Annotated in this window: 14 protein-coding genes and 1 tRNA gene; 12 read left to right on the top strand and 3 right to left on the bottom strand. The window is 62.0% G+C overall.

What is annotated here, in order from left to right; all coding sequences use genetic code 11:
• The first annotated feature begins 71 nt into the window (after nt 1-71).
• Genes RPG13_RS09555 through RPG13_RS09530 form a run of 6 tightly spaced genes read left to right on the top strand, consistent with a single transcriptional unit; the run spans nt 72 to nt 8,701 of the window.
• Nucleotides 72-1,949, top strand: a complete 1,878-nt coding sequence (locus RPG13_RS09555) for an extracellular solute-binding protein (RefSeq protein ID WP_292218538.1) — start codon at nt 72-74, stop codon at nt 1,947-1,949.
• Nucleotides 1,949-3,835, top strand: coding sequence for an extracellular solute-binding protein (locus tag RPG13_RS09550; RefSeq protein ID WP_337124889.1), 1,887 nt, complete (start codon nt 1,949-1,951; stop codon nt 3,833-3,835). Before RPG13_RS09555 ends, RPG13_RS09550 begins: the two co-directional genes overlap by 1 nt.
• Nucleotides 3,836-3,865: 30 nt before the next feature.
• Nucleotides 3,866-4,960, top strand: coding sequence for a microcin C ABC transporter permease YejB (locus tag RPG13_RS09545; RefSeq protein WP_127290201.1), 1,095 nt, complete (start codon nt 3,866-3,868; stop codon nt 4,958-4,960).
• On the top strand, nt 4,960-6,099 hold the full coding sequence (locus RPG13_RS09540; protein ID WP_127290199.1) for an ABC transporter permease: 1,140 nt from the start codon (nt 4,960-4,962) through the stop codon (nt 6,097-6,099). Before RPG13_RS09545 ends, RPG13_RS09540 begins: the two co-directional genes overlap by 1 nt.
• On the top strand, nt 6,096-7,727 hold the full coding sequence (locus RPG13_RS09535; RefSeq protein ID WP_337124888.1) for an ABC transporter ATP-binding protein: 1,632 nt from the start codon (nt 6,096-6,098) through the stop codon (nt 7,725-7,727). The genes RPG13_RS09540 and RPG13_RS09535 overlap by 4 nt, the downstream gene beginning before the upstream one ends.
• A 32-nt stretch (nt 7,728-7,759) precedes the next feature.
• On the top strand, nt 7,760-8,701 hold the full coding sequence (locus tag RPG13_RS09530; RefSeq protein WP_127290195.1) for a 2-hydroxyacid dehydrogenase: 942 nt from the start codon (nt 7,760-7,762) through the stop codon (nt 8,699-8,701).
• Here RPG13_RS09530 and RPG13_RS09525 read toward each other — a convergent pair.
• Entirely contained in the window at nt 8,698-9,057 is a 360-nt protein-coding gene (locus RPG13_RS09525) for a hypothetical protein (protein WP_095487778.1), read from the bottom strand. The two genes, RPG13_RS09530 and RPG13_RS09525, sit on opposite strands and share 4 nt — an antisense overlap.
• Before the next feature lie 206 nt (nt 9,058-9,263).
• Between RPG13_RS09525 and RPG13_RS09520 the strand changes: the two genes are divergently transcribed.
• Together RPG13_RS09520 and RPG13_RS09515 are read left to right on the top strand one after the other, a co-directional pair.
• Entirely contained in the window at nt 9,264-10,274 is a 1,011-nt protein-coding gene (locus RPG13_RS09520; RefSeq protein WP_127290193.1) for a ligase-associated DNA damage response exonuclease, read from the top strand.
• Between the two features lie 241 nt (nt 10,275-10,515).
• On the top strand, nt 10,516-12,117 hold the full coding sequence (locus RPG13_RS09515) for a cisplatin damage response ATP-dependent DNA ligase (protein ID WP_127290191.1): 1,602 nt from the start codon (nt 10,516-10,518) through the stop codon (nt 12,115-12,117).
• Between the two features lie 61 nt (nt 12,118-12,178).
• On the opposite strand, the gene RPG13_RS09510 is transcribed toward RPG13_RS09515, so the two are convergent.
• Nucleotides 12,179-13,375 carry a hypothetical protein gene (locus tag RPG13_RS09510; RefSeq protein ID WP_185928201.1) on the bottom strand — a complete coding sequence of 399 codons (1,197 nt, stop codon included), beginning with the start codon at nt 13,373-13,375 and terminating at the stop codon, nt 12,179-12,181.
• Nucleotides 13,376-13,718: 343 nt separating this feature from the next.
• On the opposite strand from RPG13_RS09510, the gene RPG13_RS09505 reads away from it, so the two are divergent.
• The 4 genes from RPG13_RS09505 (at nt 13,719) to RPG13_RS09490 (ending at nt 15,588) form a co-directional block, all read left to right on the top strand.
• Nucleotides 13,719-13,794: transfer RNA gene (locus RPG13_RS09505), tRNA-Thr, on the top strand.
• 317 nt (nt 13,795-14,111) lie between these two features.
• A complete protein-coding gene (locus RPG13_RS09500) occupies nt 14,112-14,537 on the top strand; it encodes a globin family protein (protein ID WP_127290187.1) in 426 nt (141 codons plus the stop codon).
• Nucleotides 14,538-14,602: 65 nt separating this feature from the next.
• Nucleotides 14,603-14,929: a hypothetical protein gene (locus RPG13_RS09495; protein ID WP_126103790.1), complete on the top strand. Its 327-nt coding sequence runs from the start codon at nt 14,603-14,605 to the stop codon at nt 14,927-14,929.
• A 125-nt stretch (nt 14,930-15,054) separates the two neighbouring features.
• Entirely contained in the window at nt 15,055-15,588 is a 534-nt protein-coding gene (locus RPG13_RS09490; protein ID WP_164547047.1) for a DUF2380 domain-containing protein, read from the top strand.
• A 188-nt stretch (nt 15,589-15,776) separates the two neighbouring features.
• Here the strand turns inward: RPG13_RS09490 and RPG13_RS09485 are convergent, their stop codons facing one another.
• The gene (locus tag RPG13_RS09485) at nt 15,777-16,691 is read right to left on the bottom strand and encodes a LysR family transcriptional regulator (RefSeq protein ID WP_095488059.1); all 915 of its coding nucleotides are present in this window, start codon (nt 16,689-16,691) and stop codon (nt 15,777-15,779) included.
• Nucleotides 16,692-16,805: the final 114 nt, after the last annotated feature.

Genomic DNA, 16,805 nt, shown 5'->3' with positions numbered 1-16,805 from the left:
CTGTCGCGGTTTTCATGAGCGTCAAATGATCTAGATTGTCCGCTAAACAGCCATCGCGAAGAGGAGAAGGCATGACGGTTGGCCGAACGTTTCTAAGATCGGTGCTGGTTATGGCGGCTTTTGCCGGCGGCCTGCAGGCAACCTTCGCGGACGAATGGCGCACCACCTCGTCGCTGATCGGCGAATCCAAATATGGCGATAATTTCCAGCACTACGACTACGTCAATCCGAACGCGCCGAAGGGCGGCACGCTGAATTTGGTGGTGCTCGGCACGTTCGACAGCTTCAATCCCTATATCGTCCAGGGTTCGCCGGCAGCCGGCTTCACACAGTTCGGCGGCGGGCTGCTCTATGACACGCTGATGGAGCAGGCGACCGACGAGGGCAGCGTCAGCCATCCGCTGATCGCCGACGCCTACAAACATCCGGACGACTATTCCTCGGCGACCTACCGCCTGGACCCACGGGCCAGGTGGCACGACGGCCAGCCGATCACCACCGACGACGTCATCTGGTCGTTTCAGGTGCTGAAGGCCAACAGCCCGATGTACAGTCGCTATTTCGAGAATGTCACCGATGCCGTCGCGATCTCGGACCGCGAAGTCGAATTCCATTTCAGCCAGAAGGGCAATCGGGAGCTGCCGAAAATCATCGGCGATCTCGTCGTGCTGCCGAAGCACTGGTGGGAAGGTACCGACGCCAATGGCAAGAAGCGCGACGTCACCAGGCCGACGCTGGAGCCGCCGCTGGGGTCCGCCGCCTACAAGATCGCCAGCTTCAAGCCGGGCTCGGAAATCATCTGGCAGCGCGTGCCCGACTATTGGGCAGCCAAGCTGCCGGTGAAGATCGGCCGGGAGAACTTCGACACCCAGCGTTTCAGCTACTTTCTCGACGATAATGCGGCGTGGCAGGCCTTCACCAAAGGCGGGCTGGATGACATTAAGCCGGAAAACAGTTCGAGGCGCTGGAACACGGCCTATAATTTCCCGGCAGTCCAGGCTGGCGACGTCATCAAGAAGGAATTCAAGACCGCCTCACCCGAACCGATGCAGGCGTTCATGCTCAACACGAGACGTCCGTTGTTCAGGGATCGCCTGGTGCGCGCCGCGCTGACTTACCCGCTCGACTTCGAGTCGATGAACCGCACGCTGTTCTTCGGTTCCAACACCCGTACATCAAGCTATTTCCAAGGCACCGAACTGGCATCGAGCGGACTGCCGCAGGGCAAGGAACTGGAGATCCTTGAGCAATATCGCGACAAGCTGCCGCCCGAAATCTTCACCCAGGAATTCAAGCTGCCGGTCTACGATTCGCCACAGGCGGAGCGTAAGTATCTGAAGACTGCGGTCGATCTGTTCGCCAAGGCCGGTTGGGTGATCAAGGGCGGCAAAATGGTGAATGCCAAGACGGGCGAGCCGTTCAAGTTCGAAATCCTCGGCTGGAACGACACCGACCAGGTCCTTTCCAGTCCCTACATCGCCAATCTGCGCAAGATCGGTGTCGACGCCACGCTGCGGCTGATCGACCAGACCCAGTACGTCAACCGCGTCAACAACTTCGATTTCGATGTCACCATATCGCAGCTGGGACAGTCGGATTCGCCAGGCAACGAGCAGCGTGACTTCTGGAGCTCGAAGGCCACCGACACGCCTGGATCCCGCAACTATGCCGGCATCAAGAACCCGGTCGTCGATGCGCTGGTCGACCGCGTCATCTTCGCCACCGATCGCGACGATCTGGTTGCTGCCACCCATGCGCTCGACCGGGTGCTGCTGTGGAATTACTATGTCGTGCCGCAACACCATCGGTCGGTGGTCTGGATGGCCTATTGGAACAAGTTCGGCATCCCGGAAAAGCAACCGGCCTATAGCGGCGTCGATCAGAATTCCTGGTGGATCGACGCGGACAAGGAAAAGGCGCTGGCGGCAAAATACAAGAGTGGCAATTGATGGCGGCGCTCCCCCGGCGCGACTCTCTGGCCCGCCGCGACTTTCTGGCTCTGGGCGCCGCGGCCACGGCGGCAGCGCTGCTGCCAGGCCGGGCCTTCGCCGCCATCCCGACCGGCGTAAAGCTGCACGGCCTGTCGGCCTTCGGCGACCTTAAATATCCCGCGGACTTCACGCATTTCGACTATGTCAATCCGGACGCCCCCAAGGGCGGCCAGATGAATTTCGCACCGCCGAACTCCACCTTCAACCAGAGCTTTCTGACGTTCAACACGTTGAATTCCCTGGTGTTGAGGGGGGATTCGCCGCCGCGCACCGAACTCTGTTTCGATTCGCTGATGGCAAGCGCACTCGATGAGCCTGACGCGGTCTATGGCCTGCTTGCCGAGTCCGTTACCTTATCGCCGGACCGCAATGGCTTCCGCTTCAGCCTGCGACCGCAAGCGCGCTTCCACGACGGCTCGCCACTGACCGCTGAGGACGTCGCCTTCGCATTGAAACTTTACAAAGACAAAGGCCATCCGAACCTTTCCCAAGCGTTGCGGCATATGACTGAAGCGGTCGCGGTCGATCCGGTTACCGTCAACCTCACCTTCAACGGCAAACAGTCGGCGCAGAATATCCTTGCGATCGTCGCAATGCCGATCGTGTCCAAAGCCTTTTATACGGTCAACGAATTCGATGCCTCGACGATGAAACCGTCGCTCAGTTCCGGACCATACAAGGTGGGGCGCGTGGCGGCCGGACAGACCATCGAATATGAACGTGTCGCCGACTATTGGGGCCGCGATCTGGCCGTGAACCGCGGCCTCTACAACTTCGACCGCATCCGTATCGATTTTTACATCAATCGCCAGGCAGCGTTTGAAGCCTTGAAAAAGGGCGACACGCATTTTCGCGAGGAATTTACCGCACGGGTATGGGCGACCGGCTACGACTTTCCGTCGCTGAAGGACGGCAGGGTCATCAAACGTGAATTTCCCGGCGAGAAAACGCCGGACATGCAGGCTGTCGCGCTGAACCAGCGTCGTCCGCAATTCCGTGATGTGCGCGTGAGACGGGCGATCGCCAGTTGCTTCGATTTCGAATGGACCAAGCGGGTTCTGTTTTACGGCGCCTACGAGCGTTCGCACTCGAACTTCGAACAGTCGGATTACAAGGCCGAGGGCCTGCCCTCGCCCGAGGAATTGGCCCTGCTGGAGCCGTTCCGAGCCGAGTTGCCGCCGGAAACCTTCGGCGAACCGGTGATGCAGCCTGTCTCCGACGGTTCGGGCCACGACCGTAAGCTGCTGCGTGAGGCTTCGAGACTGCTTGCCGAAGCCGGCTGGAAGCGAGCGGGCAATTTCGTCGTCAATGAAAAGGGCGAGCGACTGCGGGTGGAAATGCTGGCCGAGGACGATGGCATCGTTCGCCTTTTCTCCCCGTGGTCCGAGAATATGAAGGCGATCGGGATCGACGCTTCGATCCGGCAGGTCGATTCGACGCAATACGAAGCGCGGCAGAGCAATTTCGATTTCGATTTCAACCTGTTCAGATGGTCGATCGGGGCGACGCCGACTGCCGACGGCCTGGAAATCCTCTATGACTCCCGGATGGCGAAAATGCCGGGGATGCGCAACTATCCCGGCACGGAAAGCAAAGCCGTCGACGCGCTGATCGAGGCAGCCGGCAAGGCGCAGAGCCGGATCGAGCTGGTCACAGCGCTCAAAGCGCTCGATCGGGTCTTGCGCGCGCGGCTAGACTGGATTCCAACATATCATCTCGCGAATCACCGAGTCGCCTATTGGGACATGTTCGGCTTTCCCGAGCAGAAGCCCGATTTCGGCTTTCCGGTCGAGGTACTGTGGTGGTTCGACAAGGATAAGGCGGCAACGATTGGCAAAGCCTGAAATTTTCGCTCAAAGAACGCAGAGAGCCTGATGGGCGCCTATATCCTGCGCCGCATCCTGCTGATGATCCCGACCCTGTTCGGCATCATGGCTATCTCCTTCGCCGTCATCCAGTTCGCGCCGGGCGGGCCGGTCGAGCAGGTCATTGCCAGGCTGACCAACCAGGGCGGCAGCGACCGCCTTGGCGGCGGCGGTGGCGACGCGGGCGGCAGCAATGTCGACGTGGCCGGCGACGTCGGTTCGAAATATCGCGGCGCGCAGGGGCTCGACCCCGAATTCATCGCCAAGCTGGAAAAGCAGTTCGGCTTCGACAAGCCACCGCTCGAGCGCTTCGGCATGATGCTGTGGAACTACATCCGGTTTGATTTCGGCGACAGCTATTTCCGCGACATTTCAGTGATCGATCTGATCCTGGAGAAGATGCCGGTGTCGATCTCGATCGGGCTGTGGATCACGCTCCTCTCCTACCTGATCTCGATCCCGCTCGGCATCCGCAAGGCAGTCAAGGACGGCTCGGCATTCGACGTATGGACCAGCGGCGTCGTCATTGTCGGCTACGCCATTCCGGGCTTCCTGTTCGGCATCTTGCTGATGGTGCTGTTTGCCGGCGGATCGTTCTACGACTGGTTCCCGCTGCGCGGCATCACCTCCGACAATTGGGACCAGCTGTCCTGGCCGGCGCGGATCGTCGACTATTTCTGGCACATGACTTTGCCGCTGACGGCGCTGGTGTTGTCCGCCTTCGCCACCACGACGCTTCTGACCAAGAATTCGTTCCTCGAGGAAATCCGCAAGCAATATGTGGTGACCGCGCGCGCCAAGGGCCTGTCGGAACGGCAGGTTCTCTACGGACACGTCTTCCGCAACGCCATGCTGATCGTCGTCGCCGGCTTTCCGGGCGCCTTCATCTCAGCCTTCTTCACCGGCTCGCTGCTGATTGAGAATATCTTTTCGCTCGACGGCCTCGGCCTGCTCGGTTTCCGGTCGGTGGTCGAGCGCGATTACCCGGTGGTCTTCGCCAATCTCTACATCTTCTCGCTGCTTGGCCTGATTGTCGGGCTTCTGTCCGACCTGATCTATACCTGGGTCGACCCGCGCATCGACTTCGAGCGGAGAGACGTCTGATGGCCGGGGCCGTAGCCGAAACGGCGCCGGACCGGATTGCCCGGCCTTGGCTGTCACCGCTCAACCAGCGGCGCCTGCAGAATTTTAGGGCCAACCGGCGCGGCTATTGGTCGTTGTGGATCTTCCTCGTGCTTTTCGTGCTGTCGCTGTTTTCCGAATGGATCGCCAACGACAAACCGGTTCTCGTTTCCTACAAGGGAGAGATCCTGTTCCCGGTCGTGGTCGCTTATCCCGAGGAGAAGTTCGGCGGCTTTTATGCGGTCACCGACTATCGCGACCCGGTCATCCAGGACGAGATCAATGCCCATGGCTGGATGATCTGGCCGCCGGTCCGCTACTCCTACCGGACCGTCAACAACGCCATCCCCGAGGCGGCACCCACCAAGCCGTCCTGGCTCTACGACGTCAAGACACGTTGCAACCAGTATCCGCAAGGTGCCGCCGATCCCAATTGCGTCGTCGGCAATTGGAACTGGCTGGGCACCGACGACCAGGCACGCGACGTGCTGGCGCGCGTCATCTACGGGTTCAGGGTCTCGGTGCTGTTCGGCCTGATCCTCACCGCCGGATCGGCGCTGATCGGCGTGACGGCCGGCGCATTGCAGGGTTATTTCGGCGGCTGGACCGATCTTCTGTTTCAGCGCTTCATAGAAATCTGGTCGGCGATCCCGGTGCTCTATCTCTTGCTGATCGTCGCCGCCATTCTGCCGCCCGGCTTCTTCATCCTGCTCGGGCTGATGCTGCTGTTCTCCTGGGTGGCGCTGGTCGGGGTGGTGCGGGCCGAGTTCCTGCGCGCCCGCAACTTCGAGTATGTCAACGCGGCGCGCGCGCTCGGCGTGCCCAATGGCACCATCATGTTCCGACATCTGTTGCCCAATGCCATGGTGGCGACGCTGACCTTCCTGCCCTTCCTGCTCAGCGGCTCGATCTCGACGCTGACCTCGCTCGACTACCTTGGCTTCGGCCTGCCTCCGGGCTCGGCCTCGCTGGGCGAGCTCCTGAAGCAGGCGCAGCGCAACCTCAACGCACCATGGCTGGGCATTTCCGGCTTCGTCGTCATCTCGCTGATGCTGTCGCTGCTGGTCTTCGTCGGCGAGGCGACCCGCGACGCCTTCGATCCGCGCAAGACGTTCAGATGAGCGAAGCTCCTATCCTCTCCGTCCGCGATCTCAGCGTCGCCTTCGTGCAAGAAAGCCGCCAGTCGATGGCTGTCGACCACATCTCCTTCGACATCGCCAAGGGCGAGACGGTGGCGCTGGTCGGTGAATCCGGGTCCGGCAAATCAGTCACGGCCCTGTCGGTGCTGAAGCTGCTGCCCTATCCGGCCGCCAGCCATCCGTCGGGAAAGATCCTGTTCCAGGGCGCCGACCTGCTCGCCACCGACGAGAAGGCATTGCGCCGCGTGCGCGGCAACAAGATCACCATGATCTTCCAGGAGCCGATGACCTCGCTCAACCCGCTGCACACGATCGAGCAGCAGATCGTCGAGGTCCTGACGCTGCACCGGGGCCTGGGCGACCGCCAGGCCAAGGCGCGCACATTGGAGCTGCTCAACGAGGTCGGCATCCGCGAGCCGGAGAAGCGGCTCGACGCCTATCCGCACCAGCTTTCCGGCGGCCAGCGCCAGCGCGTCATGATCGCCATGGCGCTGGCCAACGAGCCGGAACTGCTGATCGCCGACGAGCCGACAACGGCGCTCGACGTCACCGTGCAGGCGCAGATCCTCGAACTGCTTGCGGAGCTGAAGAGCCGCAAGGGCATGTCGATGCTGTTCATCACCCACGATCTCGGCATCGTCAGAAAGATCGCCGACCGGGTCTGCGTGATGACAAAAGGCAAGATCGTCGAGACCGGGCCGACGAAGGATATTTTCGCCAACCCGCAGCATAGCTACACGCGGCATCTGCTGGCCGCCGAACCGAAGGGCAAGCCGCCGGCGGCCAACGCTGCCGCCAAGCCTGTGATGACGGGCCAGGACATAAAAGTCTGGTTTCCGATCAAGAAAGGCTTTTTTCGGCGCACCGTCGACAATGTGAAGGCGGTCGACGGCATCGACGTCACCGTGCGCGCCGGCCAGACGCTCGGCGTCGTCGGCGAATCCGGCTCGGGCAAGACGACGCTCGGCCTGGCGCTGGCCAGGATGATCTCTTCGACCGGGACCATTCGGTTCAACGGGCGCGACATCAACGAGCTGACTTTCAACGCCATGCGGCCGCTGCGGCGCGAGTTGCAGATCGTCTTCCAGGATCCGTTCGGGTCCTTGAGCCCGCGCATGTCGGTCTCCGAGATCATCGAGGAAGGGCTGAAGATCCACGAGCCGAAACTGTCGCCCGATGAACGTGATAAGCGCATCGTCGATGTGCTCGGAGAAGTCGGGCTCGATCCCGCCACGCGCAATCGCTATCCGCATGAGTTTTCCGGCGGCCAGCGCCAGCGCATCGCCATCGCCCGCGCCATGGTGCTCAACCCGCGCTTCGTCATGCTGGACGAGCCGACCTCGGCGCTCGATATGAGCGTGCAAGCACAGGTGGTCGACCTTCTGCGCAGCCTGCAGGCGAAGCACGACCTCGCCTATCTGTTCATCAGCCACGATCTGAAGGTCATCCGCGCGCTTGCCAACGACGTCATCGTCATGCGCAATGGCAGGATCGTCGAGGCCGGCCCCTCCGAACAGATTTTCGAACGGCCGCAGACCGACTATACCAAGGCGCTGATCTCGGCCGCGTTCAGGATCGAGACGGCGCCGGTCGGCATCGTCAGCGAGTGACAGGGTCGCGTAAATAGGAAAAAGAATCCGAAATGGAAAAAGGCCGTATCCTGCTTGCCGTCACCGGCTTTCATCCGCAACGCTGGCGCGAACTCTTGTCGGCGGAACGCGAGGTGGTGCTCGAGCCGGACGGCGCCAGCGATCCCTCGATCACCTATGCGGTGGTTTGGAAGCAGCGGCCGAACCTTCTGTCGTCTCTGCCCAATCTGCGCGCCATCTTTTCGATCGGCGCCGGCGTCGACCACATCTTGGCCGATCCCACTGTGCCCGACGTGCCGATCGTGAAGGTCGTCGCCGACAACCTGACCCAGTACATGACCGAATATGTCGTCTGGCGGGTGCTCGATCATCACCGCCAGGGCATGCTCTACCGAACGCAGCAGAAAAGGAAGATCTGGCACGAGCCGCCGCAGCGCCCGGCCGGCGACATCTCTGTCGGCATCATGGGGCTCGGCACGCTTGGCCGCGCAGCAGCGTCGGTGCTTTTATCGCTCGGCTTTGCGGTCAATGGCTGGTCGCGCAGCGAGCGGCCGATGAAGGGCGTTTCGACCTATGCTGGCGAGGCCGGATTGATCCCCTTCCTCAATGCCACCGACATTCTGGTGGTGCTTTTGCCGCTCACGCCGCACACGCAAGGTATCGTCAATTACGGCGTGCTGAAGGAGCTGAGGAAACGCAACGGCCTCGGTGGCTCGGTGCTGATCAATGCCGGGCGCGGCCGCCTGCAGAAGGATGCCGACATCGCGCGCGCGCTGGAGGACGGCACGCTGAAGGAAGCGAGCCTCGACGTGTTCGAGGTCGAGCCGCTGCCGAAGACCAGCCCGCTATGGAGCCACCCGAAGGTGTTCGTGACGCCGCATGCGGCGGCGACCTCGGACCCCGTCCATCTGGCGCCGATCATGCTGCGCCAGATGGCCGCCTTCGAGCGCGGCGAGAAGCTCGAGAACCTGGTGGATCGCGACGCGGGGTATTAACTAGGCAAGCCAAGCTTGGTCTGCTTGGCCGGCTTGCCACATTCGCGGCGGGCGATCGACCGGTTCATGGCGTCGATCCGGCCGCTTGCCTGTTCGACGTCACGCTGGGTCTTGGAACGGACGTCCGGCGTGAATGGGCCGAGGCCCACCCCCGGATCGGAGAAGGACGGCTTGGCATCCTGCGAAAGGCGATATCGCTGCGCCAGCTCGTTTCGTTGCGCCAGCAATTGATCGCAAGGCACGCTATCATATTGCAGCGACGACTGGACATTCTCATCCTGTCGTTCGGCCATCGAGGCGCCGGCGCAGCCGGCCATCGCCAGGCAAGATGCCAAGACCACCAAGTTCCAGCGCATGGAATGTCCTCCGTATCGATGTCCCGCCCTTTCGGGCATGCGAATCGGGCTTTTTCGCAGCCTGTGCCACACGTGGCGCAGGTGAACGAAAAAGGGCGCCGGACGAGGCCCAAAAACGGAGGTCCCGCCGGCCGTTGCCTGTAGGCCGAGTCAGCAGTCACTTGCAACAGGCTTCCCGCGCCGGAATTAGCAACTATCTCTAAGCCATGCGCGCCAGCGACCTGCTTCATCCCCGGCCTGAGGGCCTCTATTGCCCACCCGGCGATTTTTTCATCGATCCGGTGCGGCCGGTCGACCGGGCGCTGATCACGCACGGCCATTCCGACCATGCCCGTTCCGGCCACCGCTCGGTGCTGGCCACACAACAGACGCTGGACATTATGGGGCTTCGCTACGGCGAAGGCTTTGCCGGGACGACGCAAGCGGCCGCACTTGGCGAGACGATTGCGCTGAACGACGTCACCGTAACCTTCCATCCGGCCGGCCATGTGCTCGGCTCGGCGCAGATCGAGGTCGTGCATCAGGGCACATGCATCGTCGCGTCGGGCGACTACAAGCGCCAGATGGACGCGACTTGCGAGCCGTTCGAACCGGTCAAATGCGACGTATTCATAACCGAGGCGACCTTCGGCCTGCCGGTGTTCCGCCATCCGCACGATACCGAAGAGATCGCCCGCCTGCTGAAATCGACGGCGCAGTTTCCCGAACGCGCGCATCTGGTCGGCGCCTATGCGCTCGGCAAGGCGCAGCGCGTCATGCGCTTGCTGCGCGATGCCGGCTACGACAGGCCGATCTACATCCACGGCGCGCTGGCCAAGCTCAGCGACTACTACCAGGGCCAGGGCATCGACCTCGGGACACTGGAGCCGGCGACGGTCGAAAGCGGTGGCAAGGGCGATTTCACCGGCGCCGTCATCGTCGGCCCGCCTTCGGCCTTCGCCGACCGCTGGGCGCGGCGCTTTCCCGATCCGATCTCGTGCTTTGCGTCCGGCTGGATGCGCATCCGCCAGCGCGCCAAACAGGGCGGCGTCGAGCTGCCGCTGATCATTTCCGACCATTCCGACTGGGACGAACTGACCGCGACGATCAAGGAGACCGGCGCCGGGGAAATCTGGGTGACGCATGGCCGCGAGGAGGCCCTGGTGCGCTGGTGCGAGCTCGAAGGCATTGCCGCGCGGCCGCTGCATCTCGTCGGCTATGAGGACGAGGGCGATTGATGGCGGGAGGTTCGGTGGTCACCTGCGCAGAGCTCTACGGCGCCCCCCTCTGTCCTGCCGGACATCTCCCCCTCAAGGGGGGAGATCGGATGTCGCGCCGGCTTTCGCCAATCACTGACGTTGCAGGACGGGCGGCAAGAACGAAACTGCCAATCTCCCCCCTCGTGGGGGAGATGTCCGGCAGGACAGAGGGGGGCGCGAAGGATCGCAAGCTTTCCCGATTGGCCTGGCGCGTACCCTCATGAACCGCTTCGCCGAACTCCTCGATCGCCTCGTCCTGACGCCGTCGCGCAATGGCAAGTTGACGCTGCTGACCGATTACTTTCGCAGCGTCGAGGATCCGGATCGCGGCCTGGCGCTGGCCGCCATCACCGGCGATCTCACCATCGCGGCGGTCAAGCCGGCGATGCTGCGCATGCTGGTGATGGAGCGCATGGACCCGGTGCTGTTCGGCTATTCCTATGACTATGTCGGCGACCTGGCGGAGACGGTGTCGCTGGTCTGGCCGCAATCGCCCGAGGATATCATCAACCACGAGCCGACGCTCTCCGAGGTCGTGGCAAAGCTGCAGGCGGCGAGCCGTTCCGATGGACCGAAGGTGCTGGCCGGATTGCTCGACAGCGCCAGCATCTCGGCGCGCTTCGCCATCATAAAGCTGGTGACCGGCGGCCTGCGCATCGGCGTCTCGGCGCGGCTGGCCAAGCAGGCGCTGGCCGATCTCGGCAAGGTCGACATCGCCGAGATCGAGGAGCTGTGGCATGGGCTGACGCCGCCGTATGCCGAGCTGTTCGCCTGGCTGGAAGGCAAGGCCGAGAAACCTGAGAAAACGGCGCTGGCGCTGTTCCGGCCGGTGATGCTGTCGACGCCGGTCGGCGACGGCGATCTCGAAAAGCTCGATCCGACCGACTACGCCGCCGAATGGAAATGGGACGGCATCCGCGTCCAGGCGGTTTGCGAAGGCGGTGTGCGCCGGCTCTATTCGCGCACCGGCGACGACGTCTCCGGTGCCTTTCCGGATCTCGCCGACGCTATGGACTTTTCCGCCACCCTCGACGGCGAGCTTCTGGTCGGCGATCCCTTGCAGGCGACCGGCACTTTCTCGGACCTGCAGCAGCGGCTGAACCGTAAGAGCGTGACGCTGAAGATCCAGCAGCAATACCCGGCCTTCATGCGCTGCTACGACATGCTTCAGATCGGCGACGAGGACTTGCGGCCGCTCTCCTTCCACGAGCGGCGCAGCCGCCTCGAAGCCTTCGTCAGGAGTCTCGATCCGAGCCGCTTCGATCTTTCGCCGCTGGTCGAGTTCACCGACTGGCAGGCGCTGGAGGAATTGCGCCGCAAGCCGCTGCATCCGGTCATCGAAGGCGTAATGTTGAAGCGCTGGGATTCGCCCTATGTCGCCGGTCGGCCGAAAGGCCCATGGTTCAAATGGAAGCGCGATCCGCACACGGTCGACGCCGTGCTGATGTATGCCCAGCGCGGCCACGGCAAACGTTCGAGCTTTTATTCCGATTACACGTTCGGCGTCTGGTCCGGGCCGGAAGGGTCGGAGGAACTGGTGCCGGTGGGCAAGGCCTATTTCGGTTTCACCGACGAAGAACTGAGGCAGATCGACAAATATGTCCGCGACAACACGATCGAGCGTTTCGGCCCGGTCCGCTCGGTGCGAGCCGACCGCAGACAAGGCCTCGTGCTGGAGGTGGCGTTCGAAGGACTCAACCGCTCGACACGGCACAAATCCGGCGTCGCCATGCGCTTTCCGCGCATTTCACGGCTGCGCTGGGACAAGCCGGCGGCCGAAGCCGACCGCATCGAGACGCTGCAGGCCCTGCTCGACCGTTAGAGCGACGTGCGTCCAATTGGACGCACAAAGTACGCTCTAACACTTTTGGATGCGTTGAAGCTCAAGGAACGATCGAGACGCGGATCTCGTAGATGTCGACCGACTTGCCCTGCTTGTCGAAGTCGGAATTGATGGCGATGGTGCCGGCAGCACCCGGACGCTTGTCGGGAAACCGCACGTCGAACAGATATTCGTTGTTCTCATGGCCGACCGCGTAGCGCTTGCGGCCGCAGTCACCGAGTTCGCCGAAATTGCAATCGACGGAGATCTGCGTCTCCTTGCCTTCCTCGGAGCGGGCGATGATGTCGAACACGGCGTGCTTGCCGGCGAGCCTTTCCAGCACGCCTTGCCCAACGTCAAAGCTGATGGCCGAGCCGGAGGCGCCCGACCGGATGCGCAGGAAGGAGCCGCTGTCGTCCTGCATGACTTCGGCCTTGGCATCCGAAGGCGCACTGACAAGCGCCGGGTCGCTCGGCGAAAACACATTGATCCAGTCGCGATCCTCATCCGCCGCACCGGGGGTCAGCGGCGAGGCCGTGTCGCTTGGCGGCGTGAAATCATCGTCCTCCACCGTCGGAGGCGCTTGCGGCGGCGCCGTGTCGAGTTGGGCCGCCGACTTGAAGACGCCGGTCTGCGCAGCGAAATAGAGGCCGATGCCGGCGGCGGCGAGCAACGTGACGCCGAGGAAGATTGCGGTGAGAGGCAGGCGGGGGCCTCTCACCCGCCTCTCGTCGCGGTCGGGCATCACCTCTGCGTCGTCGTCTCGGGTCGATGCAGGGGACGACATGTCGATCTCCGGCACATCGGCAGAAACCGCCTCGGGCATGATATCGGGAACGACCGGCAAGACGCGCGACCGGGGCATATCGGATGCACGAGGCCCTACCGGACCGTCGACAACGACGTCAGGCGACGGCGCGGGTCCAGCATCGGCATCCGCGCCCGGTTCGACATTGGCTTCAGCTTCAGCTTCGGCTGCGCTGTCAGCCGGCTTCTCCGTCGCCGGTGCTGCGGCGTCATCATCGGTCGGTAGGGCGACATCGGGAACCGCCGGCAGGAACTCGGATTCGATTTCCGTGATCTTGGCCTGCACCGCCTTGCGGCGCTTGATGGCGACTTCCACCGTCACGCTCGGGTTGGCCTGCAGGGCGCGGTCCAGTGCGGCGAAGGCCGATCGGTAGACCCGCTCGCGAAACGCCCGGTCGTCGGCATTGCCTTTTTCGAAGGCGTTCCGGATCGCTTTTTCGATCGCGTCCAAGCGGGATCCCTCTGCACGTACGGTCACATTGTCATGATCGTTAGCCGTAGGCGACCAATCAATCAACGGGCCAGCGGCCGCATTCTACCTTGGCGACGCATCCAAGGCCCATTTCGGCGATTTTCGGTAAAGGAATCAACATTTTTCACCGATTTTCTCGCCACGGCGCCAACGTGGCGGTCGCGCGACCTGCCGGTGCGGCATCACGCGACCGCATGGCGGATCGGTGCGGCCCCCTTATAGGCCCGGCATGAGCCCCAACGCGAAATGCCAAAGTCCCATCTTGAATTTGTGGCGGGTTGCGTTTATCACCCAGCGCATCTTGGAGGCCCTGGCTTCCCGGGCCGCTTTAGCTCAGTTGGTAGAGCACATCATTCGTAATGATGGGGTCAGGTGTTCGAGTCACCTAAGCGGCACCACTATTTCTCAAGGCTTTGCGGGTTCTGAGGGTATGGCAGAAACCGCGTGGTAGCACGCTGTCTTCAGCGGCGCCTTTTCGCCCCTTGCCTCATGTACAGGCTCGCCTCCGTCTTCCTCAATTTCAAACGCGCCCATCATCAGGATGCGAGCGACCCAGCGCACGATCCCGTCCGTCGGGATCTGAAAGACAAATGAGCGCAAATGAAACCCAATTGAGACACAACTGAAACACATCTACGCGCAGGCGACATGCACGCGAAACGTTTTGGCAGGATGTTCCGAGCCTCACAAGGCCAGCAACGCAGGAGCGTCGCCGATGACACCCGACCAGATCAGACTTGTCCAGGACAGTTTTCGCGAGGTCGTCGCAATACGCGTGGCCGCCGCCGCGCTGTTCTATGAACGCCTGTTCGCGATCGACGCGGATCTTCGCACGCTGTTTCCGGTGACAGACATGGCCAAGCAAGGCGCCAAGCTGATGGCGAGCCTGGGCTTCGTCGTGCACGGATTGGACCGTGCCGACACCATTCTCCCGACGGTGCGCGTGCTCGCCAGGCGTCACGTGACCTACGGCGTCAAGGAGCATCATTACCCGATCGTCGGGCAAGCGCTCATCGAGACGCTGGCGGCCGGCCTCGGTGAGGCTTTCACGCCGGCCGTGCGCGACTCTTGGGAGGCAGCCTACGGGTTGCTCGCAAGCGTGATGATCGCGGCTGCCCGCGAGGATCAGCTCGCAGCGTGATTTATTGGGATGCAGCCGAAGGCGACCATCCACCCGAACGACAATTCTAAATGGAGAGAAAAACGATGTTCAGATACACAGCTCTTGCAGCGCTTTGCGTTGCGGCAAGTTCCGCTTCTGCCGGCGAACTCACGGCCCGTCAGGGTGGGACCGTCGACCTCGGCAACTTTCACGGCGTCGTCTACTACACCGAGGCCGATGACGGCTATCGAGTGGTCACCACGATGGCGGCGGGCGAAGAAAACCTGCCCGTGCGCTTCGTCGCGACCCTCACCGAAGGCCAGGCGATGGTGATCTCGGTTCCGGGCGAGTTGGCAAAACCCGGCCAGACACTCGAAATCTCGCGCGCCAAAGGCAAGCTCGTCGTCGCGAAGGTCGAGTCCACCCAGTAACGGGTGGAAGTTGACGTCGCGACGCAACCGGGTAGTCTTGCGCTTGCTTTCCGCGCCTCCAACAACGCGAAGAGACAATCGGCACCACCTTTGGGATGGCTATCATTCCAACCTCGGAGAACGAGATGCTCAAGGTGCAACGCGCAGAAGTTCGATTTCGGCTTTTTGAGCGCGGACGATTTTTCCTTGTCCTGCTAGGCGCCGGTGCACTTGCGTCGGCCGCCTTTGCCGATGTCGTCGAGCCCCCGACCCTCGCCGTCGCGGATTTCGAGTTCAGGGATACGTCAGGCGAAGTCAGAGACCAGACCGCCGAACACGAAACGCGACTGAAGGCGTTTGGCGTTGCATTGCGGGATGGTCTTTCGGAGAAGATCGACCTCGTCGCATTACCCTGTCAGGCAGAACGGTGCACCATCAGGGACCCCGGCCTTGTCGATCTCTCGAAGCAGGCAAGAACAGCCAGCGCGAACTATCTACTGATCGGTCAGATGCACAAGATGAGCACGCTGGTTGGCTGGGTGAAGTTTGCAGTGCTGGATTTGAACAACAACAAGCCTGTCTGCGATCGATACCTGACTTACCGGGGAGATACCGACGAAGCGTGGCGACGAGCAGCAGAGTTCACGGCGCGCGACATCGAGAAGCACTGCATTCCGTAGGTGCGTCTCTATCACCAACGCATCTTGGAGTGCTTTGGCTTCCCCGGGCCGCTTTAGCTGAGTTGGTAGAGCACATCATTCGTAATGCGGGGATCGCGTGTTCGAGCCACGCAAGCGCACCAAAAATTCTCCAAACGAATCGGCCATCGAAAGGCCGCCGATCCAAGCCATTGTGACTCCGGCCAAACTTATCCCAACGCTTCTCGGTTAAGCAGCGTGTCGTCGCCGTGCCTCGGTCGTCGCCCTTCGAACAGGGCACTCTGGTCGCCGATCCGCGCAATCATATGTTCGCGAAAGACCCTCACCCGTTTGGTGCGCCGCAAGTCGGGATGATAGAGCAGCCATAGCCCCAGATCGTGTATCGGGTCAGGCGCGCGGAAGCGCTCCAACCGGTCGTCCCCGTCGCCCATGAAGCATGGCAGGTAGGCCAGCCCAAGTCCGTGTTTCATGGCTGCGAGCGTAAGCAACGTGTCGTCGACAAAAAAGCTGTGACGATGATCCGGGCAGGCCTCGTTGGTCCAGGATTGATGGAAAGCGCAGCATTCCACCCCCAGCCACCTTGGTTTGGCGCTGCCGGCGCGCAAAGCCTTGAGGTAGTTTCTTTCCCCGTAGACGGCTGATGCAACGTTGGCGAGCCGGGTACCGACCAGAGTGTCAAGTGGCGTGTTGGTCAGGCGAATGGCGATATCCGCGTGCCGCTCGGCGAGGCTGACATACTTGTTGGAAACCTGCACATGCAGCTCGATGTCCGGATAGCTTTCGTTGAAACTGGCAAATATGGGCATCAGCACGGATGATGCCATATTGTTGATCGCCGACACCCTCAGCTCGCCGGCAATCCGATTTTCCTGACCGCCGAGAGCGCCCTCGACTTCGAGGACCTCCATCTCCATCTTACCGGCCGCCATTTTCAATTCCTCGCCGGCCGCGGTCAGTTCGTATCCGGACTTCTTGCGCTCGATCAGGCGCGTGCCAAGCTGCGTCTCCAGCACCCTGATCCGGCGCGACACGGTGGAATGCTGAACGTTCATGCGTTTGGCGGCGCCGCTGATCGAGCCGTCGCGCGCGACCGCCAGGAAAATCCGCAAATCATCCCATTGCATCATGGAGCCCCGATCTGTGCAATTTTGCAAAATGGGCGTCTAGATTTCGAGAATTGAGCCGAAACTACGCGCCCAATATCGTTTCCTGCAAGACAATACTGTCTTCCGGATGCC

The organism is Mesorhizobium sp. ISC15, from assembly GCF_037162615.1.
Classification (GTDB): Bacteria; Pseudomonadota; Alphaproteobacteria; order Rhizobiales; family Rhizobiaceae; genus Mesorhizobium; species Mesorhizobium mediterraneum.
This window is presented reverse-complemented; position numbering and strand designations above follow the sequence as displayed.